The organism is Galbibacter kalidii (assembly GCF_026241135.1).
GTDB lineage: Bacteria > Bacteroidota > Bacteroidia > Flavobacteriales > Flavobacteriaceae > Galbibacter.
Map to the genome: position 1 here is coordinate 37499 of NZ_JAPFGA010000022.1, position 20905 is coordinate 58403.

A 20905-nucleotide genomic window follows, 5' to 3' on the forward strand; every position below is an offset into this window, starting at 1 on the left:
ATGACCAAGGCGCTGCACTGAGCCAAGTCGAAGTGTAGTTGGCTCTACAATAAGAAGGTGAATAAATCAAAAGTTTTTAATATAAATTTAAACATGTGAATACACCAAGGCACAATGCAGCTGTTATAAAATACATTCCGTTTTTATATGTCATCTGGTCGGATGACCTGATTTCCCCTTCGGAAGTTTCCATTTTTAAAAAAGCACTGGAAAACGACACGCTTTCCAAAGAGGACAAGAAGTTATTGCAGGCTTGGGTCGATCCTAAAAACACTCCCGCCGATGAAACTATGATTGGTTGGAAAGAATTTATCGACGGAGGCGGAATCAAATTAACTGAAAGTGATCCCTATCCGCTTGCGCAATTCAGTCAGCGATTGGCGGCAAAACATACTGAATCAGATAAAGAGCAAGATCTTGATGAAAATCTGAAGTTCATCGAGATCAATTTGGGGATTCAACCCAATCATTACCATCATTTATTTGATGTCAATGTTAAAGCTTCGGCCACCACTACTTTTTATTCCGCAGAAAAAATTGATGCGCTATTAAAAGGAGAAAACGCCAGCCATATTGATGAATTCAGAAAAAAACTGAACGATCCCCTTTTTAACTGGGAGATTATCCGGGACAAAGATGAATTCAGAAAAAAGACATTAGAGCAAGTAAAACATTTGGCAAAAGACGGTTATGGCGCTATGGCATACGACAAAGCTTATGGCGGTATTGGCAATATGCCGGCCTATGCATCGATTTTTGAAAACCTTATGTATGTCGACGGCAGCCTGACGATAAAGTTTGGGGTTCAATTCGGACTTTTTGGGGGGAGTATCCAGAATTTAGGAACTAAAAAGCACCACGACAAATATTTGAAAAGTACGGGGGAAGCGAAGCTTCTGGGATGTTTTGCCATGACCGAAACCCGTCACGGCTCGAACGTAAGAGGCGTAAAAACAACGGCTACTTATGTAAAAAAGACGGATTCTATAGTTATCGAAACCCCGGGAGAGAATGACAATAAAGAATATATCGGCAACTCACTTCACTCAAGTATGGCTACTGTGTTTGCCCAGCTTATTGTAGATGGTATAAATCATGGAGTTCATGCCATTTTGGTGAAAGTTAGGGATGAAAACGGCGATTTAAGCCCTGGTGTTCGCATTGAAGATAATGGTTATAAATTGGGATTGAACGGCGTCGACAACGGAAAAATCTGGTTTGACAATGTTGCCGTCCCGAGGGAAAACTTACTGAACCGATTTGGGGATATCGATGAAAATGGGGTATACTCCTCTCCCATCGACAACCCCAACAAACGGTTCTTCACCATGCTGGGCACTTTGGTAGGCGGAAGGATTTGTGTAGCCAAAGGCGCATTGAGCGGTGCAAAAATGGCTTTGGCGATTGCGGTGAAATATGCTTTGAACAGGCGTCAATTCAACAGTAGTGAAAAAATCCAAGAGGATCTTATCATGGATTATCCCACGCATCAATTACGGTTGATAACACCCATTGCCAAATCGTATGTGTATCACGTGGTGCTCGATAAAATGATCGTTTTGTACAACGATTCTACTGAGAAAAGCCGAAGGGAAATAGAAACACAGGCCGCAGCCCTAAAAGCTTGTATCACACAATTCTCCAATCAAAGTATACAAGAAAGCAGGGAAGCTTGTGGCGGAAAAGGTTATTTGCTAGAAAACAGGATCGCAGACCTCAAAAACGATGTGGATATTTTTACCACTTTCGAAGGTGACAATACGGTGTTGATTCAGCTAGCAGCCAAGGGAATCCTGACCAATTTCAAAACGGAGTTCAACAGTGATAGTTTTATGGATATTTTGAAATATCTGGGGACGCAGTTATCAGACAGGCTTATCGCTTTTAATCCGATCTTTACCAACAAAACCGACAAGGAGCACCTTTTTGATCCGGAATTTCATCAACACGCATTTGAATACCGCAGACGAAGGCTCACCTTTTCGGCGGCGTCAAGAATTCAGAATTACATCAAGAAAGGTATGCCCTCTTATCAGGCATTTTTAAAAGTACAAACACATCTTGTAGCCCTTGGAGAGGCCTATGCCGACGAATTGTGCTATACCCATTTTAAAAACTTTATCGATACCATCAAAGATGAAAAGCTTCGATTCCTGTTTGAAAAAATAGGGACTTTGTATGCATTGAGTGAGATAAGCAACAATGCGGATTGGTATTTGGAGCACGGTTATATCAGTAGCAGCAAATCCAAAGCCATAAAGAGAAGGGTGGAACGCCTGTGTACAGAGCTTCGTCCGCATGTAAACAGTCTGGTTGATGGGTTTGGCATTCCCGATCATCTTATGACTGCACCGATTGTTAAATAAAAAACCTGACAGGTTCTAGAACTTGTCAGGTTTAAAAAATCAAAAGCTCTTCCTCTAAGTTAAAGGAAGTTATTTTAACTGCAACGAATCCAAAGCGTGATAAAAGAAGTCTTTTTCATCATTCATGGACACGAATAAACCGTTGGGAAACTTGCTTCCCAGAGATTCGGTTACCACTTCGCAGCCATCGGTTTCCAAGGTACCGAGGTTTAGTTTTTTTATAAACGTATTTGTTTTTCGGTCAAAGAAATTAAAGGTATGGTCTTGTTGATCGCTCACTATAACATAACCTTCACCGTCTTCGTAAGTGGCGATAGCTATCCCTTCAATATCATCTTTGAAATACTCCCCCCCAAACATGGAAATCTCTTCATTTCCTTTTTCGGGATCGGCATAGTATTTATGGATCCCCACACCTTCATCACAATAATAGACATAACCCAAAGCATCATCTACCGCTATGGCTTCAATTTCTTTTTGTCCGCTGAACTTACCAAATTTTCTAACCAAATTGGCATGGACTCCCGTAGCATCAGATAACAATTCATACTGATATAAATAGCCTTCCGTCGGACCATTTTTTCGACCTACAATAGCGTAGACCTTCCCACTTTCCGGATTTCTGTATACCGAAACGCCCATGGGTTGGGTAAATTCAGAATCAGCATCAGTTTCATCTTCAAATACTTTAAACCCACCATTGTCTAAGGGTTTCATATCGGGCACAGAAAACACGCGAATTTGCTTTCTACCGCGTTCAGTAAACACCAAGATATCGGCTTTGGTAGAATCGTTCAATTTAAAATCGTATTCCACATCGACATTATTGGGACGGATAAGTTTGGTAATGCTTTTTTCTTCGATTAGTTTTCCGTCCAAATCAAAAGCATACACTCCACTGTTCGCTATTTTTTTGTCCCCTTTATCGGTTCCAAAAACTATACTTTCTTCAGGGTTTGCCTTGTTTACCCAAATAGCAGGATCGTCGCTATCATTAGGCAATTTTTCGGTTTTTAAGGTCGGTGCTATTTCAGGCAGCTGTTCCCTGCAAGAAAACAGTGCCAAAATGCAGGATAGTATGAGTAGTTTCTTCATTATCTTTAATTTATTGGCATAAGGCATAAGACTGTAAGACTTAAGACGTAGGACAACAATCTTATGTCTATCTTTAGTTTTTTCATTTTCGTTATTTTTTTTAATGTCCTTACGAAATTATAACCGCAAAGGGCTCAATGTACGCAAAGGTTGTAAACCCTTGAAGGGTTGGGTTTTCAATTAAAACAAATCGTATTTCAGTCCGATGTTCAATCTTCTTCCGTAATATTCCACCTGCATAGTACGGCTTTTTACGCCTTGGTAATAACGCAACGGACGATTCGTAATATTTGTCAGGTTGGTGTACAAGCTCAAGTTTTTGCTTAAAGCTACATTGGCATTGAAATCTACAAAAAGTTGCTCGTCATAATAACGGTCTTCAAAGGCATTTCCACCAATCTCATCAATATAAGCATCGGAATAGTTAGCCGAAACACGCACACTAAACTTATTACTTGAATAACCCAAAGATGCGTTAAACATTTGAGGTGCCGTATTCGGCAAGTCCAAATCGGTACGCTCCTCTCCGTCTTCATTAAAAATACCGTCAGTATCTGATTTCAAATAGGTGTAATTCAGATAAACACTAAAGTTTTTAGCAAAACCGGGTAAGAAATCTAAACGACGTTGCAAAGATGCTTCAGCACCATAGACATTGGCTCCTTTTCCATTAAGTGGCTGGTAAACTTCATATCCATCCGCATTTTCTGTCTGTCGTATATAAATAAAGTCTTTAATATCCTTATAAAATGCTCCTGCAGAAATAATCCCAACAGATCTAAAGTAGTGTTCTGCCATCAAATCAAAGTTCATCGAAATCGTTGGATCCAAATCGGAATTCCCGATAAATATCTCCTCATCTTCATTGTTCACTTCCATATAAGGTACTAAATCTACATAATTTGGACGCGCCAAAGTATTGGTCCACGCCAAACGCAATACTGTATTTTCAGCCACATTGTATTTAAAGTGAACTCCGGGCATCACATTAGTATAGTTTGTCTCCCCTTTAATCTTACTTGTTCCGGCATAATCACCTTCTTCATCATAAATAAGTTCATTTCCTTCCCCTTCGGTTATGGTGTGTTCCAGTCTCAAACCGAGTAATACGCTAAACTTATTAGAAAAATCCTGATTTATCATTCCATAACCGGCATAAACACTTTCTTTCACATCAAAATTGGCTGTCAAATATTCATCAGGAACGTCTTCAGCTTCAAAGATACTGCTGTTTTGAAAATCCAATCCTCCAAGAAATTCATTGGTTGCAAAAGTTCCCACGGCATATTGACTTCCGGCGAGAAAATCTGAATCGGAGTAATCTTTGGTCGGTAGCATTCCCAATTCATCAAATTCATCACCCAACGGACTGTATTCTGTAAAATCGTTATCCCTTTTCTTACTTTTTATACGAGTCTTTGCCCCAAATTTCAAGAATCCTTCTTCTCCCTCTACAAAACTCATCGGCAGTTGGGCATTTACATAAAGATTCACATCTTCTTCGTCTGTATATTGATTTTCCTCGGAAAATTCGTCCAATTCAAAACTTGCAAAATCGGCATCAACTGTATTGGTCGGCGTGTACAATGGCTCTCTTTCATTTCCATTGAAATTGATTCTGTATTCGCTTTCATACTCCGCATAACGTTCGTTCAGGCGTTCTTCTGAAGCTTTTGCATAAGACGCCAACCAATCCAATTGCACTTTTCCAAACAAATGTTCACCTCCCAGACTGAAATTCAGCATACGTTGATCTTCCAATCGTCTGTTTTTGTTTCTATTGTTATCAATCCCCCCTTTGGTTTGGCGCTTTGCCTCCACAGGAAAACTGGTTAAATTTCCATCACTATTTATACTGAAATCATTTGGTCCAATATCTTCTCCGTCCAATATTTCGTGTTCCAGTCTAAATCTGTTCTCGCGATCGTCCCTCCAGTTGTAAATAGATTTAAAATAAAGCGTGTTGTCGTTATCTATCTTATAATCCAAATTAGCTGAAAAACTTCTTCGAACACGTTGTACTTTATATTCCCTGATCTCGAACACATTGGCATAAGGATTAACTTCAATTTCTTCCAAATTATCTTCATCGTCAAAGGCGTTGTATTCAAACTCATCGGTCCATTCGGCTTCATAATTATCACTTCCGAAGTCATTATCGTTGAAAGATGCTGAAACCATCCAGCCCAATTTATCGTTTTTAGTGCGATCTCCCAAAATAAACGAGCCGTTCAAAATGCGCTTTCCGTTAATCGTATTTATTCCCGAACCGGCAGTAGCCGACAAGCGGAACCTTTTGGGTGAAGTTCTGGTCACCAAGTTTACCGAACCTCCAAGGGCATCACCATCCATATCCGGGGTTACGGCTTTGTTAACCTCTATGGTCTGGATCATATCCGAAGGAATCAAATCCATCTGCACATTTCTATTATCCCCTTCTGCGGAAGGAATACGACTTCCGTTAAGGGTTACTGAGTTCAGCTGCGGAGCCATACCACGCACAATAATATTCCTCGCTTCCCCTTGATCGACCTGCATAGTAATCCCGGGAATACGCTTTACAGCATCTCCTATATTGGCATCAGGAAATTTGCCAACCTGCTCCGAAGAAACCACATTAGTTATATTTTGTTTGTTTTTCTGAACGTTTAAAGCTCTTGCCTGTGCGCCCAAGCCTGTTCCAAACACTTCAACTCCGTCCAATTCCACACTTTCTGAGGACAAAAGGATGGAAACCGTTGTTGTTCTCCCGGCTATTACATTAATTTCTTTTTGAATATCTGCATAACCCAGATATTTGATCAGTAGTTGATGTGTTCCTTCCGGTACCGATACCATAGTAAAGTTACCGTCATTGTCTGAAACAACTCCTTGACTCAAGTTTTCGATAAGTACGGTAGCTCCCGGCACATAAATTCCGTTTTCATCTGTAATTGCCCCCTGAATATTTCCGTTTTGGGCATGAACACTGCCCATAAATACAGCAACAAAAAGCGTTGCAAAAATTAGTTTTATTAGTTCCATTGATTTAGTTTATTTTCAAGGCAAAACTATGTTTTACAAGGCTTTCGAAAGTCAAATTGATGAAAACAAAATGTAATGAAACTGCTTATACAAGTATTACTTTAAGGCAACATTCACCTTGGGTTAACACTGAATTAATATTGACTTTAAAAACAAGTTTTTTGGCTAAAGCTTTTGTAAAAAACGGGTTAATTTTTCACCACGCTCTATGGATAATTTTTTTCTGAGCCTATATCTTGCTATTCTGATACTATCCGGAGTAATGTGTAGGATAGAGGCAATCTCTTTTGAAGAAAGGTTGATTTTTAAAAGCATGCATAAACGCAATTCGGATGCAGACAATTCATCATGGGTCGCTTTTCCAAGGTTTTTAAAAAAACTCGGATGAATCTGTTCAAAATAATTCATAAACTGCTCCCATTCCTGTTTTTCAGATAGGTTTTGGTTAATTTCCCCTACAACTTCATTCAGCTTACTTTTCATATCCATCAGATTTCTGTCCTTTAAGTTGGTCAGCACATGAGCCACATTGGACAATATCTTGTTTTTATGTGCCAGATGAAGGCTGTATTTTGACAAAGAAGATGTCTTCAACTGGATTTCCCTTTTCATATTTTCTTCTTTGAGGGTTTTCTTCTCCAGATCAGTCTGCAAAATCTGTTGTTTGTATTGCTGAAGTTTTATCTCGTGTGCTTTGCGCTTTTTGAAATATATCCAGCCAATTATCCCAAGGAGCAAGAGCATAACAATGATGATGATCATCAATCGTTCTTCGGCTTTATTGATTTCATTTTCTTTGGTCAGCAGATCGATTTTGGCCTCTTTGTCCTTGGCTTCATATAGTGCTTGAAGTGAATTCACCTGACGCATGTTCTCCAGCAAAAGCATCTCTTCGTTTATGGTATCAGAAGCCAAAAGATTCAAATATGCTTTTTCATAATCCCCCATAAGGTTGAAGGTTCTTGACAAGTCTTTGTAAGCACTCTCCAATTGATGTTTATTGTTACTCTCTTCTGCCAAACGCTTCGCTTCCTCGGTATAGAAGAACGCTTTTTCATAGTTTCCACTTTTTCGGTTGGCATCTCCCAGATTGTTCAGGATATTTATTTTTCTATCGGAATGAAGCTGTGTTTTTTCATACAGAAATGCTTTTTCAAAATATTGATATGCCAAATCAAATTGCATTTGATCCTCATAAACACTCCCTATATTTTCATTGGCTAAGGCCAGACCTAAACTATCGTTGATCTTTTGAAACAATTGCAAACCTGCTTTTTGATGTCGCAATGCATTTTTATAATCAAAAGTTTTTTCAAAACAGCTTCCTATATTGCTATTTGCCATAGCCTCCCCCTTCGTAAAGCCAATTTCTTTTGACACCCCCAAGGCTTTATAGAAATATTCTTTCGCCGTTTCCATGTGTTTAAGGGAAAAATGGATCTCTCCCATCCGCATTTGGATATACACCACAGTAGTATCCTTGCTATCAGGAAGTAATTCGATTGCTTTTCTGTAATTGGCAAGAGCCTCGTTTACCGCTCCATTTTTTTTGTAGAAATCGGCAAAAACTGTGTAATGCAGTGCTATTATATCATTATTTTCCTGCTTTAAAGCATCTTCAAGATTGTGCTTTAGCTTTAAAAACTCATTATCGATCTCTTGTGATAGAGAATCCTGCTGTTCAATCTGCTGAGAAAAGGACTGCCATGACAGGAAAATGACAGTGAGGAAAAGAAAGGTATGTTTTAAAGAGAAGACCTCTTGCATTATAAAGCACTTTTAAAATTTTTCAAAGTACCTATTAATCGGGTCTTAGGAATTAAGGAATAGTTAAGAAAAGCTTATTAAAGCGACGGGGGAAGTTTAAATTAAATGAGTTCAATAAAAAAACCCTTCCCGGTTTGAGGATCGGGAAGGGTTTGTATCATAAGAGAATAAGCTCATTAGGCCTCGAAAGGCTCTATTGAAACGTATGATTTATTACCTCTTTTCTTTTCAAATTTAACGATACCGTCAACCTTGGCATGTAATGTATGGTCTTTCCCCATATATACATTTTCACCCGGATTATGAGCAGTACCTCTTTGTCTTACGATGATATTTCCTGCAATAGCGGCTTGTCCACCATAAATCTTAACACCTAAGCGTTTCGATTCTGATTCCCTACCGTTCTTGGAACTACCAACACCTTTTTTGTGTGCCATTTTCTTTCGGTTTTAAATGCTCTTGACAAAGATCAAGATTATTATACTTTATTTTAAAAATCTGTGGTGATTATTTACCACCGTCTAGTTTATCTTGTAATTCTTTAAGCTCATCCCACTTGTCGTTGGCGGCAAGATCGGCTTGCTGAGCCCAAGTTCCGGGATCTAAGTGAGCTAAAGTAGAACTGGCTTCAGATAAAATTTCTTTTACCTCATCTGCAGATTTTTTGGCCAATTTTGCAAAAGTGTCAACTCCTGCATTGGTCAATGCTTCAGCGGTTTTAGGTCCAATTCCTTCGATTTTCTTTAGATCGTCTCCTTTTTTAGAAGTAGATTTTTTAGCAGCGGCTTTTTTAGGCTTAACTTCTTTTTTGGGAGCGGCCTCTTTTTTAGGAGCAGCCTTCTTAGCTACCGGTTCTGCTTTTTTCTCCTCTTTTTTCTTAGGAGCAGCTTTCTTAGCTACCGGCTCTGCTTTCTTCTCTTCTTTTTTCTTGGGAGCTGCTTTCTTCTTTGTAGCTCCTTTAGCTACGATGCTTTCAATTAAGATTTCAGTCAAAGATTGCCTATGTCCATTTTTAACACGGTAACCTTTACGTCTTTTCTTTTTGAAAACAATAACTTTATCACCTTTAAGGTGCTTAACGACTTTCGCCTCAACAGCGGCTCCGTCTATAGCCGGGGCGCCAACAGTTACTTTGCCATCATTGTCTAATAAAAGTACATTATCAAAAGATACTTTTTCTCCTTCTTCAGAAGCTAAACGATGCACAAAAACTTTTTGGTCTTTCGCAACTTTAAATTGCTGCCCTGCTATCTCTACAATTGCGTACATAGCGTAATAATTAATAAATTAACCAATATAATACTCGCTTAATCTCAATTTAAGCGGGCCTGCCTGCCGGTAGGCGGGTGCAAATATACTGCTAAATCATTAAAGAACAAATGTTTTTATGCGTTTTGAACGTTTTTTTTCAGGTTCCAGCTGGGTTTAAATTTTTGCATAAATGCCAAGGTAAGAATAACACTCGACGCAAACCCCTCGATAATAAGTATAAAGATTAAAATTCCAGGGCCTTGATTGTAATCTTTTATCCAGGATCCCATAATGGTTTCAGGGAAACTTGGATCAATATGATACATATAGATAGCCATAAAGCCGACAAATATAAGTGTTGCTAAAAACCCGGCAAACAGACCCGATTTAAATCCGTTGTAGTAACTGAATTTATCCCCTTCCAAGACTCTTCTTAGTCTAATTACGGCATATAATCCATAAGCAACTATAAGTCCGTTGAACAAACGCAGCCATATAAATTCATGCCAGCCTATTAATTTCAATATTAAAAAATATGCAATCAACGCGATTGCTATAAACAGGCCATATCGAAAGTGTATCTTATGTGGATCCATGTTCTATATGTTTGATATTTATGGAATTAAGATACGAAAAATATCAACATAAAACATCAAAAAAATGGTTAACCTCACCCTGATTAAGCGTAAGTTTTATCACATCGCGATAGTTTTAAAGGGCATTTTGAAACTTATTTTTTCCTTCTATCCCTATTCACGATATAAACCCCTAACAATATAATACCCGAGGCCAGAAGGTGGATAACCGTAAATTTTTCTCCATCCAATACCCCCCAAAAAATACCTACTACCGGAATTAAATAAGTAACCGAAGTAGAAAACACTGCATTGGATATTTGTATCAGTTTATTGAAAAGAATTTTTGCTAAACCTGTTCCAAATACAGCCAATATTGCTACATACATCAAAGATGTCTGCAAACTATCATTGTCTGTGATATTTTCATTAAAAATTCCTGAAAACAACATGACCAACAGTGCCGGAATTATCATGACAGCAAAATTCCCAACCGTTATCGCCATAGGCGAAACATTTTGTAACTTAGATTTGACAATGTTGGCATTCATAGCATAACACAAGGCAGCCACCACGACCAAAAGTGCAAAAAAGTAGTTTTGTCTTGGATTTACATGAGCACCTTGAAGAATAAGAACACAAGCACCTATCAACCCAACAACAACTCCAACGACTTGATTCTTGGTGAAATTCATATTGAACACCAAAAACCCGGTAAAAATCGTAAACAACGGAACCAAGGAGTTGAGAATGGAAGCAATACTGCTGTCGATCTCGGTTTCGGCATAGGCAAACAAAAAAACAGGGATAAATGTTCCACACAATGCAGAGGCAGCTACCCATTTCCATTCCGTTTTCTTTATTTTCTGAAGGGATTTAAAGCCAATCAGAAACAAAAAAATAGTGGAGAACACAATACGAACAGCACCTAACTGTATCGGCGTTAAGCCCACCAAGCCTTTCTTTATCAAGATATAAGAACTCCCCCAAACCAAAGAGAGCACAACGAGATAAATCCATTTCTTTTGATTATTGCCCATCTGTAGATTTTTAAAGCTGCAAAATTGAGTTTTTTATAACAGAAAAAGCGGCTTTTTTGCATATTTTTACTACTTGAACAAAAAAACAAAGATGAAACGGATACTGATCATTTTAATAGCAATTGCTGTCAGCACCATAGCATGCAAACAAAATAAAAAAGAAGCAAGCTCCTCAAAAATGGAAACCGTCATGGCTGTTCACGACAGTTTGATGCCAAAAATGAACACTTTGACCCAATTGGTTGGGGAATTAAACACCAAAATAGACACCACAGAAACAGGATTAAAGTATAAAAAGGCTCAAGAAGATCTACAAGCAGCCCACAAATCGATGATGGAGTGGATGAAAGGTTTTGGTGATAGATTTGACCATGAGGAAATCCTAAAAGGCAAAGCACTTTCAGAAGAAAAGAAAAAATGGCTGGATGAAGAAGAGGTCAAGGTCAACAAACTAAAAGAGCAAATAAACAGCAGTATTAAAAATGCGCAAGAGCTTTTAAGCAAGAAAGAATGATGTAATAGCACAACCCATACTATTTCCAACGTATGGTTTCCATCATCTTCCTGATATCTTCTTCCAGATATTTTACAGCAGGAAGTACCGAATCATAATTAGGTTTTGAGTTAAAATACAACGATCCGGTTAAAAAATGTCGGGTGCTGTCGGTTACATAAAACTGTGAAGCCGAAGCTGCATTTCCGGTGACCAAATAAAACATCCCGTAAACTTTATCATCTTCATTGACAAAGGGTTGTTCCTGGATATTATCAGCTTTGGCCACATGTTCATATGTCAGTTTTTGAGCATCGCGAAGCAACGCTCCCAAATCGTTATTAACTTTTTTGTAGGTAATAAACATGCTGGCATTCATCTGTGGATAATCCACATTCATAGAGCAATCACTTTTTATATGAACATCCGCATTATCGTTTTTATGAAAGTAAAACGGACACGAACCTTCAAACTTCTTATAAACTGCTTCAGGATATTCCAAACGAAGCATTCCTTTGGGTTTAGGAATGGGATCGTTACCACAAAAGGAGCACAATATTGCTGTTATTACTGAAAAAACAAGGGTTAATCGCTTCAAAGGAGTGTTATTTTTATTTGTTTAATTCGTTTTTTGTCCAAGGCTTCTACTACAAACGCAATATTATTAAAAATTATTTCCTCCCCTTTTTTTGGGAAAACCCTAGCCACTTCCAATACAAATCCAGCGATGGTTTCAGACTCGCCTTTTTTTTCTTCAAATGGGGTTTCGTCCTCAAGGTCGATAACCCGGTAAAAGTCTTTCAAAGCTGTTTTGCCTTCAAAAACATAATTTTTTTCATCCAGTTTGGAGTAGACAAGATCCTCATCGTCAAATTCGTCGCTAATATCCCCTACAATTTCCTCAATGATATCTTCAAGGGCAACAAGCCCCGATGTTCCTCCGTATTCATCGACCACAATAGCCAAATGGTTTTTCATTTCCTGAAACTCTTTCAGCAAATCGTCCAATTTTTTATTCTCAGGAACAAAGTAAGCCGATCGCTTCAAGGATACCCAATCCAAGGTTTTTCTGTCTAAGTACGGAAGTAGGTCTTTGACATAAAGTACCCCGGTCACGTTATCCATATTATCTTTATAAACAGGGATACGTGAATATCCGTTTTTGACGATTTCTTTGACCACTGCTTGATATTTCATCTCTTCGCTCAAGGCAAAAATATCTATACGCGGACGCATCACTTGACGGGTGTCTGTATTTCCAAAGGAAACGATGCCCTGCAAGATTTTTTGCTCTTCTACAGTAGTGTCTTCTTCTGAAGTAAGTTCTAAAGCATGTGATAATTGATCGACTGAAATATTAGCCTTCTGTTTCCCCAGTTTATTATGTAAAAACAAGGTAATGGATCGCATTGGCATACTCAACGGATAAAATATGGTATCCAATACACTTAGCGGATAGGCCATAAAGTGTGCAAATTTCATTCGGTTTCTACTGGCATAGATCTTTGGTAGAATCTCTCCGAACAGCAAGATCAGAAACGTAGCTACGATCACTTCAACAATAAACCGGATCTCAATGATCCCAAATATCTCACCTTTTAGTGAACCAAAAAAGAGCGTTCCCAAAGAACTAAAAAGCAAAACGATGGCAATATTGATAAAATTATTGGCTACCAAGATAGTTGCCAGTAATTTCTTCGGTTTATTCAAAAGATTCACAATGATATTTCCCACCGGTGTTTTAGCCTCTTCAATCTCATTGACATCGGTTTGTGAAAGCGAAAAAAAGGCCACTTCTGCCCCTGATATAAGTGCAGAACAGATAAATAAGGCACCCAAAACTCCCAGTTTTATAACTGAAGTGGTCTCTATGAACAATGGTATTAAAAATAAACTCGAGGGCTCAGGGTCCAAATGCTTGAATTTTGATTATACTTGGTTAAAAAGGCAAATCGTCGTCCTCTTCCTCCTTCGAAGGCGAATCCTGTTGGGGTTGACTCTGATTTGACTGTGATATATTCTGACTGCTATTCCCCTGAGAGGGAGCAGGAGAATTCCCTTGAGATTCCCCTTTGTTGGTCAAGAATGTAAAATCGGTTACATGTATCTCTGTGGTGTAGCGCATATTGCCGTCGTCTCCCTGCCATTGGCGGGTTTTTATACGACCTTCGACATATACTTTATCTCCTTTATTCAAATATTTTTCGCAAACTTCAGCGGCTTTGTTTCTCACCACGATATTGTGCCATTCTGTATTGGACACACGTTCTCCCGTCTGCCTGTTGGTATACGTTTCGTTGGTAGCGAGTGGGAAACGCCCAATACTATTTCCCCCTTCAAAATAATTCATTTTGACATTATCGCCCAAATGGCCTATCAGCATTACTTTATTTAACGTTCCACTCATTTTGTTTCTTTTCTATAATTAAATTGTATAGTATATAAATGTATTAAAAATAACCAAACATGGGGCAAAAAGGACATTTTTTTAGCCAATTGGAAAAAATTTAAACAAGTCCTTGTTAAAACCCAAAATCTTCAACAAAGTTAGCGATCAACACGGGCACAGGATAATCCGGCACATCTTTTCTCTCAATTCCGGTTTTCATTTTCTTATGCAAAGTTACAATCCAAAATCGAGTATGTATGTGTTGGTGTGATAATTTATGCACTTTTGCTTCTTCGTTATACAAGGTCAAGTCATAAGAAGCCCCTTCTGTAAGATCTAAAAACACGCGATGTTCCTTTAATTTTTCAATATTGATCTCTTCTGAAGATTCTACCAACGGGAATTCATACAGGTTTTGCCATATATCTTTCTTAGTTCGCTGTTGAAGAAGGGTTTTTTGATTATCGGTCACTATCAAATAATTAAAATAGCGCTGTTTTACCTTCCCTTTTTTGAGTTTTACGGGCAATTCGACAATTCTATTTTCCGAATAGGCCACACAACTGTGCTGAAGTGGGCACACATCACAATTGGGCGATTTGGGTTTGCATTGTCTCGCTCCAAACTCCATCACCGCTTGATTATATTCTCCCGGGTTTTCAACATCGATGAGTTGTTCCGCTAGTTTTTTAAAATATTGTATCCCTTTGGTACTATTAATTGGAATATCTATCCCAAAATAGCGCGAAAAGACCCGGTATACATTTCCATCGACCACAGGAGTAGGGCGATCAAAACAGATGGAAGCAATAGCGCTTGCCGTATAATCCCCGATCCCTTTTAATTCTTTCAGTTCTTTGTAATTATCTGGAAAAATTCCGTTAAGGTCAAAAGCAACTTTCTTTGCTGTAGTGTGAAGGTTCCTTGCCCTGGAATAATAGCCCAAGCCTTGCCAGAGTTTTAAAATTTCTTCTTCACTCGCATTGGCTAGATCGAAAACCGTAGGGAATCTTTCAGTAAATTTTAAATAATAAGGCAAACCTTGCTCTACCCTGGTTTGTTGAAGCATGATTTCCGATAACCAAATTTGATACGGATCTTTAGTAGAACGCCACGGCAAATCCCTCTTATTTATATCGTACCAGACCCTTACTACCCTGCTGAAATCCATATCTTTTTTTATCATATTCAGAAAAAAAGGCTTTATATAGTTAAATTTTAATTATTTACACTTTATTTATTGTGTAATTAATTTATATATTTGCAACCCCTAAATTTATAACACTGTAAACAAATATAAAAAAATGACTAAAGCAGACATTGTAGCTAAGATTTCAGAAAAACTTGGCATGGAAAAAGGAGATGTACAAGCAACTGTGGAATCCTTTATGGAAGAGGTAAAAAACTCATTAGAAGGTGGTGATAACGTTTACCTAAGAGGTTTTGGTAGTTTTATCATTAAAACCAGAGCAGAAAAAACAGGAAGAAATATTTCCAAAAACACTACAATCAAGATTCCTGCTCACAACATTCCAGCATTTAAACCCGCGAAAGTATTTGTAGAGGGTGTTAAAACAAGTGTAGAGGTAAAATAAGTATTAATATAAAAACATTCGTCAATGCCAAGTGGTAAAAAAAGAAAAAGACATAAGGTAGCTACGCATAAGCGTAAGAAAAGAAGGAGAGCTAACCGTCATAAGAAAAAGTAGTTCAAATCTACTTTTCCTTTTTTTAAAATATTGTATCTCTATACAAAACGTTCATTGAAAAAGAGATTTTCTCTGTAAAAAGAAAAAATTTCGTCGGGTTTATTCAAAAAAACCTGTAGTAAAAATTTATTTCGCCGTGATCAAAATCTGCTTATGGCGAAATAAATTTATTGTTTAATCCATCGGTTTCGTAACATTTTTGGATCATATCCAAAACGAAACAGATAAAAATTCATTCAGAGTGAATAAAGAATTAATCGTAAGATCTAGTTCCTCTGACGTTGATTTTGCCATATTAAAGGATGGAAAACTTTCTGAATTACACAAAGAAGAAGAGAGTAGCAATTTCTCTGTAGGCGACATTATGCTTGCCAAAGTGAGAAAACCTGTTACCGGACTCAATGCCGCATTCGTGAATGTGGGTTATGAAAAAGATGCGTTTTTGCATTATCATGATTTGGGGCCGCAACTCAGTTCTTTGCTGAAATTCATTAAACGTGTAAGCACAGGTAAATTAAAAGATTTCTCTTTAAAGAACTTCCCATTTGAAAAAGATATTGACAAGAATGGCACTATAAACAACGTTTTAAAAGCCAATCAGTCTATCTTGGTACAAATTGTAAAAGAGCCAATTTCAACCAAAGGACCCAGAATAAGTTCTGAGCTTTCCATAGCCGGAAGATATTTGGTCCTGGTTCCTTTTTCTGATCGTGTTTCTGTTTCTCAAAAAATAGAAAGTAGAGAAGAAAAAGACCGTTTAAAAAGGCTTGTACAGAGCATTCGCCCAAAAGGGTTTGGTGTAATTGTACGTACAGTGGCAGAAGGCAAAAAAGTCGCCGAACTAGACAAAGATCTAAACAACCTGTTGAAGAAATGGACAGCGTTGTGCAAAAAAATTTATAGAGCGCATTATCCTTCAAAAATTTTAAGTGAAATGAACAGGGCCGCCTCCATTTTAAGAGACGTGTTCAACGATGATTTCACAGGAATTTATGTAGATGATGAAACGCTTTATTTTCAAATTAAAGATTACTTGCATGAAATTGCACCTGAAAAGGAATCTATTGTGAAATTGTATGAGTCTAACGTTCCTATTTTTGAAAAATACGGGATAGAAAGACAAATCAAAACTTCTTTTGGACAAACCGTATCTTCCAGCAAGGGAGCCTATTTGGTCATAGAACACACCGAAGCTTTACATGTTATTGATGTAAACAGCGGTAACCGTTCAAACAAAGCCAAATCGCAAGAGGATACCGCACTAGAGGTCAACCTTATTGCAGCTTCAGAAGTAGCTAGACAGCTTAGGCTGAGGGATATGGGGGGCATTATTGTTGTCGATTTTATCGATATGTCCAACTCGGATAACCGAAGAAAATTATACAACCATCTGAGAGAAGAAATGAAAGATGATCGAGCCAAACACAAGATCCTCCCTCCTAGCAAGTTTGGCCTCATACAAATTACAAGACAGCGCGTAAGACCGGAAATGAATATTAAAACCCGTGAGGAAAATCCAAACGGCCATGGTGGCGAAATTGAAGCCCCCATTGTTTTAATAAATAAGATCACAGCCGATCTTGAACGCATTATTCAAAACAAAGGCGGTAAAAACGGGATTGTACTAAATACACATCCGTTTATTGCAGCATATTTAACAAAAGGATTTCCATCCGTACGTTCTAAATGGTTTTTAGAACACAAAAAATGGGTCAAGATTTTACCAAGAGATGCTTACACATATCTAGAATACCGTTTTAAAGACAAAAACGGTAAAGTCTTAAAATAAAAGAAAACCACGCTCAAAAAGCGTGGTTTTTTTGTTTGTATTCAAATTTTATCTTATTCTGATTATTTAAACTTTTTTATTGTTCACTCTGTTTTGTTGCATTCCGCCAGTAATATTTCGGCCCTGTCTTTTCCCCAACTGGGATAAAAGGGAGTGTCGTTTTTAAAGGTGTCAAATAGAGTTAAGGCTTTTTCAAAGTCTTTACAAAACGGACTTGTATCCTCTCCAAAATATTTAGCTGATCCCATTTCCCACTCGGCTTTACAATATACAACCCGGGGATTGTCAGGGGCTATCTCAGAGGCCTTTTTGTAGATTTGAGAAGTTGGAGCTGATAGCGTCATACCATAGGTGGCACCATCATAAGCGATCCAAGCGGTGTTGTGTAAAGCCTCTAGTACCATTATTTCAGGATTGTCAGGTGAAATCTGTTTTGCTTTTTCCAATTGCTGTTTTGCTTTTTCCAATTGAAGTGACAGTTTTTCTTTATCTCTTTCGCCAAAACTGTACACGATGTTAATATGGGCTACATAATAATGAGGCAACCAATTTTCGTTTTCGGCCTTAGCGATGCGCTCAAACATATTGGCGGCTTCAAAGGGTTTATCCTGACCCCACAATTCAAATGCCTTTTGCATTGCAGTTTCATAATTGTTCTGTTGGGCATGAGCGACATTCAGGCTCATTACAATTGTCATTAGGTAAATAAGTGTTGTTTTCATCTGTATAAAAGTTTTTATGTTTTTTTGATACTTCAAATATCAGGGTTAGGCTATCGGTTTTTAAAAATGAATGACCCAACTGTCGTTTTTTATGGATGGATTGAAATTTTCTTTGGTTCATCATAAATTATCCAACTGATTACTGCTCTTATCATCACTGATGGTCCAGAAAAACCCTATAAAGAAAAATTGGTCAGCGTTGGGTCTTATAGCCTGCCTGTTATACGTCCCGTTGCTGTTGAGTGTATTTGCATAATCGTAGCCAAAAATGTTTTTGGTGCCTAAAACATTATTTACAGAGAAGTAAAGTATTTTTTGAGGACTGATTAAATAGGCCCAATTCAAGCTAAGACTGTTATACGATTTGGTTTTATCGTTTAAAAAACCATCGGAATTTGGGTTGGTAAACGTTCTTCCCGAAGCAAAGGTGTAGCTTATACCGATCTGGCTTTTCCAATCATCCACCCAGTATTTGCCTACAACGGATAGATTGTGTTTTGCTGAAAAATTTGGAGTTGCTTTCTCCAAATAATTTTTATAATCCCTTTGTGTATCCAAGTAAGAGTAGCTTACCCAATAATCAGTGTTTTTTATGGATTCACTATCTCTCCAAAAAACATCCAATCCGCTTGCATAACCACTACCACTATTGCTGTAATCAGAATCAAACTGTGGCATTTCTGTATTGTATTTAAGGAGGTTGTCATAATTTTTATAGTATGCTTCAGCCCTGAATGTTTGACCGTCTTTATTGTATTGGTAATTGAGGATGTAATGCGATGCCTTTTCCGATTCAATGGCTGAATTGTACTTGAAAATATCCTTATTAGGATGCTGATAGAAATCACCATACGCCAATGAAACCTGACCTTTTTCACTGGTTTTATAGGCTATTGAGAGTCTTGGAGATAAGGTAAATTCATCTAACAGATTTGAAAATTCACCCCTTATTCCAACCTTGGCAGCAAAATTATTCGAGAAAAATATATCCGTTTCGGTATAAGCGGCAGCCAAATTATTTTTAAATCCGGAACGGGCTGTAAATCCATCTTCGGCATTAAAGTCTTCATCAAAATCTGTAAGGAAATATTCTGTTCCGAAGTTAAGCTTAAAACGATTGCTGAAGCTTTTCTTGGCTTTGACTTTTATGTGGGCGGAGTTTTCAACGTTATCAATAGCGTCTTCAACGATTTTCATATCATTGTTCGCCCGGGTATAACTCGCCCCTGTGTGTAATGACCATCCGTTATTGTAGAATCCTTTGTACGAACCGTTAAAATATAAGTTGTTGTTGTTTTGTTTAACACGTACAGGGTCTTCAAAATTGATATTGTTTTGTTCAATATCAAAAGAAGAAATATCAAAAGCTGAATAGAGTTTTATCATCCCGTTGTTCAGTTTATATCGATAAATGGCCTCTCCTGACGCCCCTTGGGGTGCTTTGTTCCAAGTATCTTTGGTTTTGAAGAGGGAAAAATAAGGGCCTAAATTGATATAGGAAGCGTTGATGCTCAACGAATTTTCTCCCCACATTTGCGTATTTCCAACTCCTCCGCCAAGGGTCATAATGCTGATATCGGTTTTTTCCTGATCGGGCTGGTCTACGGAATTCAGTAAGAGCACGCTTGACAAGGCTTGCCCATATTCGGCAGAATACCCTCCGGTGGAGAATGTAATTCCTTTGAATAAAAACGGAGAATACCGCCCTCTGGTGGGAACATTGTTTGGTGTAGGTGTAAAGGGCGTAAACACCCGGATACCATCGATAAAAATCTGGGTTTCCTCTGCTTCGCCTCCTCTTACAAAAAGACGCCCATCTTCGGCAACTGTACTGGTACCGGGTAGCGTTTGAAGGGCACCGACAAAATCGCCTAGTGCACTTGCAGTGGTAACAACATCGAGTGGTTTTAAGACCGATACTTTGCTGTTATCCCCGGCTTCAAAAGTTCCCGCACTCAACACAACACCTGTAAGCTCGTTGATTTCTTCTTTCAGCTTAATTTGGAGATCGGTCATTGTGAGTATATCTGAGGTCAGTGTGTAGGTTTCAAAAGAAATAAAGGAAACGATTAATGTTTGGCTCCCTTTTTCTTCGGTTTTAAAATTGAACTCCCCATTAGCATCTGTTGTGGCTCCGTCATAAGTGCCATCCAAATAGACATTGGCACCCGAAATAGCGATTCCTTTTTGGTCGGTTATAAGCCCCGAGATTGTGGTTTGGGCCGTAATGGAACTGGACAAGAGCCCTAAAAAGATTAATGTGATTATTGTTTTTTTCATTGTTGGTCGATTTAGTTTGTTGATGTAAAAGTCTAAATCAACCCTGAAGTTTTATAAAGTGTGTTACCGAATTGTAGAACAATACGGATGAATTGTGTAATTTTAGATTAAGAAGTGATTTAAACTTTTTTGAAGAATAAAAAAGGGTTGAAGATATTTGTGTTTCCAAACATAAAAATATCAAAAACCAACCCTTTATGTACTTAGTACTTGACAAAGATACCATAAAATCGGAAGTTGCCCCTTACCTCCCCACGGGTAAAAGAGGCTTTCCAAGCAAATTTTCGGTAGAGGAAATCATCAATGCTATCCTTTACAAGTTAAAGACCGGCGTACAGTGGGGGTTTTTACCGGTAAAATCCCTTTTTGAAGGGGATATACCAAGTTGGCAGACTGTTTACCACC

At 38.1% G+C, this 20905-nt stretch carries 18 protein-coding genes; 5 read left to right on the plus strand and 13 right to left on the minus strand.

Annotated features, from left to right (window positions below; genetic code table 11):
* The first annotated feature begins 95 nt into the window (after positions 1-95).
* A complete protein-coding gene (locus OOZ15_RS17775) occupies positions 96-2366 on the plus strand; it encodes an acyl-CoA dehydrogenase family protein (RefSeq protein ID WP_265957795.1) in 2271 nt (756 codons plus the stop codon).
* Positions 2367-2435: 69 nt separating this feature from the next.
* Here OOZ15_RS17775 and OOZ15_RS17780 read toward each other — a convergent pair whose 3' ends face one another.
* The 7 genes from OOZ15_RS17780 to OOZ15_RS17810 all read right to left on the minus strand — a co-directional run bounded on the left by OOZ15_RS17780 (position 2436) and on the right by OOZ15_RS17810 (position 11118).
* Positions 2436-3461: a phytase gene (locus OOZ15_RS17780; protein ID WP_265957796.1), complete on the minus strand. Its 1026-nt coding sequence runs from the start codon at positions 3459-3461 to the stop codon at positions 2436-2438.
* Between the two features lie 180 nt (positions 3462-3641).
* Positions 3642-6485 carry a TonB-dependent receptor gene (locus tag OOZ15_RS17785; RefSeq protein ID WP_265957797.1) on the minus strand — a complete coding sequence of 948 codons (2844 nt, stop codon included), beginning with the start codon at positions 6483-6485 and terminating at the stop codon, positions 3642-3644.
* Between the two features lie 165 nt (positions 6486-6650).
* A complete protein-coding gene (locus tag OOZ15_RS17790; RefSeq protein ID WP_265957798.1) occupies positions 6651-8252 on the minus strand; it encodes a tetratricopeptide repeat protein in 1602 nt (533 codons plus the stop codon).
* Between the two features lie 176 nt (positions 8253-8428).
* Positions 8429-8689, minus strand: a complete 261-nt coding sequence (rpmA, locus tag OOZ15_RS17795; protein WP_265957799.1) for a 50S ribosomal protein L27 — start codon at positions 8687-8689, stop codon at positions 8429-8431.
* Between the two features lie 70 nt (positions 8690-8759).
* The gene (gene rplU / locus OOZ15_RS17800) at positions 8760-9521 is read right to left on the minus strand and encodes a 50S ribosomal protein L21 (RefSeq protein WP_265957800.1); all 762 of its coding nucleotides are present in this window, start codon (positions 9519-9521) and stop codon (positions 8760-8762) included.
* A gap of 116 nt (positions 9522-9637) precedes the next feature.
* On the minus strand, positions 9638-10099 hold the full coding sequence (locus tag OOZ15_RS17805; protein ID WP_265957801.1) for a DUF4199 domain-containing protein: 462 nt from the start codon (positions 10097-10099) through the stop codon (positions 9638-9640).
* A gap of 134 nt (positions 10100-10233) precedes the next feature.
* A complete protein-coding gene (locus tag OOZ15_RS17810; RefSeq protein WP_265957802.1) occupies positions 10234-11118 on the minus strand; it encodes a DMT family transporter in 885 nt (294 codons plus the stop codon).
* A gap of 91 nt (positions 11119-11209) precedes the next feature.
* Here OOZ15_RS17810 and OOZ15_RS17815 point away from each other — a divergent pair, with 91 nt between their 5' ends.
* Entirely contained in the window at positions 11210-11632 is a 423-nt protein-coding gene (locus tag OOZ15_RS17815; protein WP_265957803.1) for a hypothetical protein, read from the plus strand.
* Between the two features lie 19 nt (positions 11633-11651).
* Here the strand turns inward: OOZ15_RS17815 and gldD are convergent, their stop codons facing one another.
* From gldD to mutY, 4 genes are all read right to left on the minus strand, one after another.
* On the minus strand, positions 11652-12209 hold the full coding sequence (gldD, locus tag OOZ15_RS17820; RefSeq protein WP_265957804.1) for a gliding motility lipoprotein GldD: 558 nt from the start codon (positions 12207-12209) through the stop codon (positions 11652-11654).
* On the minus strand, positions 12206-13525 hold the full coding sequence (locus OOZ15_RS17825) for a gliding motility-associated protein GldE (RefSeq protein ID WP_265957805.1): 1320 nt from the start codon (positions 13523-13525) through the stop codon (positions 12206-12208). Before OOZ15_RS17825 ends, gldD begins: the two co-directional genes overlap by 4 nt.
* 25 nt (positions 13526-13550) lie before the next feature.
* Positions 13551-14018: a single-stranded DNA-binding protein gene (locus OOZ15_RS17830; RefSeq protein WP_265957806.1), complete on the minus strand. Its 468-nt coding sequence runs from the start codon at positions 14016-14018 to the stop codon at positions 13551-13553.
* 115 nt (positions 14019-14133) lie between these two features.
* Positions 14134-15171 carry an A/G-specific adenine glycosylase gene (gene mutY / locus OOZ15_RS17835; protein ID WP_265957812.1) on the minus strand — a complete coding sequence of 346 codons (1038 nt, stop codon included), beginning with the start codon at positions 15169-15171 and terminating at the stop codon, positions 14134-14136.
* 103 nt (positions 15172-15274) lie between these two features.
* Between mutY and OOZ15_RS17840 the strand changes: the two genes are divergently transcribed.
* On the plus strand, positions 15275-15595 hold the full coding sequence (locus OOZ15_RS17840) for an HU family DNA-binding protein (protein WP_265957813.1): 321 nt from the start codon (positions 15275-15277) through the stop codon (positions 15593-15595).
* Between the two features lie 355 nt (positions 15596-15950).
* Positions 15951-17498, plus strand: a complete 1548-nt coding sequence (locus OOZ15_RS17845) for a ribonuclease E/G (protein ID WP_265957807.1) — start codon at positions 15951-15953, stop codon at positions 17496-17498.
* 83 nt (positions 17499-17581) lie between these two features.
* Here the strand turns inward: OOZ15_RS17845 and OOZ15_RS17850 are convergent, their stop codons facing one another.
* Both OOZ15_RS17850 and OOZ15_RS17855 read right to left on the minus strand, forming a co-directional pair.
* Positions 17582-18220 (minus strand): tetratricopeptide repeat protein, encoded by a 639-nt coding sequence (locus OOZ15_RS17850; protein WP_265957808.1) that lies wholly within the window; start codon positions 18218-18220, stop codon positions 17582-17584.
* 120 nt (positions 18221-18340) lie between these two features.
* The gene (locus OOZ15_RS17855) at positions 18341-20500 is read right to left on the minus strand and encodes a TonB-dependent receptor (protein ID WP_265957809.1); all 2160 of its coding nucleotides are present in this window, start codon (positions 20498-20500) and stop codon (positions 18341-18343) included.
* 197 nt (positions 20501-20697) lie between these two features.
* Between OOZ15_RS17855 and OOZ15_RS17860 the strand changes: the two genes are divergently transcribed.
* Positions 20698-20905, plus strand: a 208-nt coding sequence (locus tag OOZ15_RS17860) for a transposase (RefSeq protein WP_265957810.1), incomplete at its 3' end; no start/stop codon positions are given.

What these genes read in the sequence shown, in the direction of transcription:
- OOZ15_RS17805 (WP_265957801.1), bottom strand. Translation starts at nt 10,099, where the DNA reads ATGGATCCACATAAGATACACTTTCGATATGGCCTGTTTATAGCAATC.
- OOZ15_RS17815 (WP_265957803.1), top strand. Translation starts at nt 11,210, where the DNA reads ATGAAACGGATACTGATCATTTTAATAGCAATTGCTGTCAGCACCATA.
- OOZ15_RS17850 (WP_265957808.1), bottom strand. Translation starts at nt 18,220, where the DNA reads ATGAAAACAACACTTATTTACCTAATGACAATTGTAATGAGCCTGAAT.
- OOZ15_RS17810 (WP_265957802.1), bottom strand. Translation starts at nt 11,118, where the DNA reads ATGGGCAATAATCAAAAGAAATGGATTTATCTCGTTGTGCTCTCTTTG.
- OOZ15_RS17785 (WP_265957797.1), bottom strand. Translation starts at nt 6,485, where the DNA reads ATGGAACTAATAAAACTAATTTTTGCAACGCTTTTTGTTGCTGTATTT.
- rplU (WP_265957800.1), bottom strand. Translation starts at nt 9,521, where the DNA reads ATGTACGCAATTGTAGAGATAGCAGGGCAGCAATTTAAAGTTGCGAAA.
- OOZ15_RS17855 (WP_265957809.1), bottom strand. Translation starts at nt 20,500, where the DNA reads ATGAAAAAAACAATAATCACATTAATCTTTTTAGGGCTCTTGTCCAGT.
- OOZ15_RS17780 (WP_265957796.1), bottom strand. Translation starts at nt 3,461, where the DNA reads ATGAAGAAACTACTCATACTATCCTGCATTTTGGCACTGTTTTCTTGC.
- mutY (WP_265957812.1), bottom strand. Translation starts at nt 15,171, where the DNA reads ATGGATTTCAGCAGGGTAGTAAGGGTCTGGTACGATATAAATAAGAGG.
- OOZ15_RS17830 (WP_265957806.1), bottom strand. Translation starts at nt 14,018, where the DNA reads ATGAGTGGAACGTTAAATAAAGTAATGCTGATAGGCCATTTGGGCGAT.
- OOZ15_RS17790 (WP_265957798.1), bottom strand. Translation starts at nt 8,252, where the DNA reads ATGCAAGAGGTCTTCTCTTTAAAACATACCTTTCTTTTCCTCACTGTC.
- rpmA (WP_265957799.1), bottom strand. Translation starts at nt 8,689, where the DNA reads ATGGCACACAAAAAAGGTGTTGGTAGTTCCAAGAACGGTAGGGAATCA.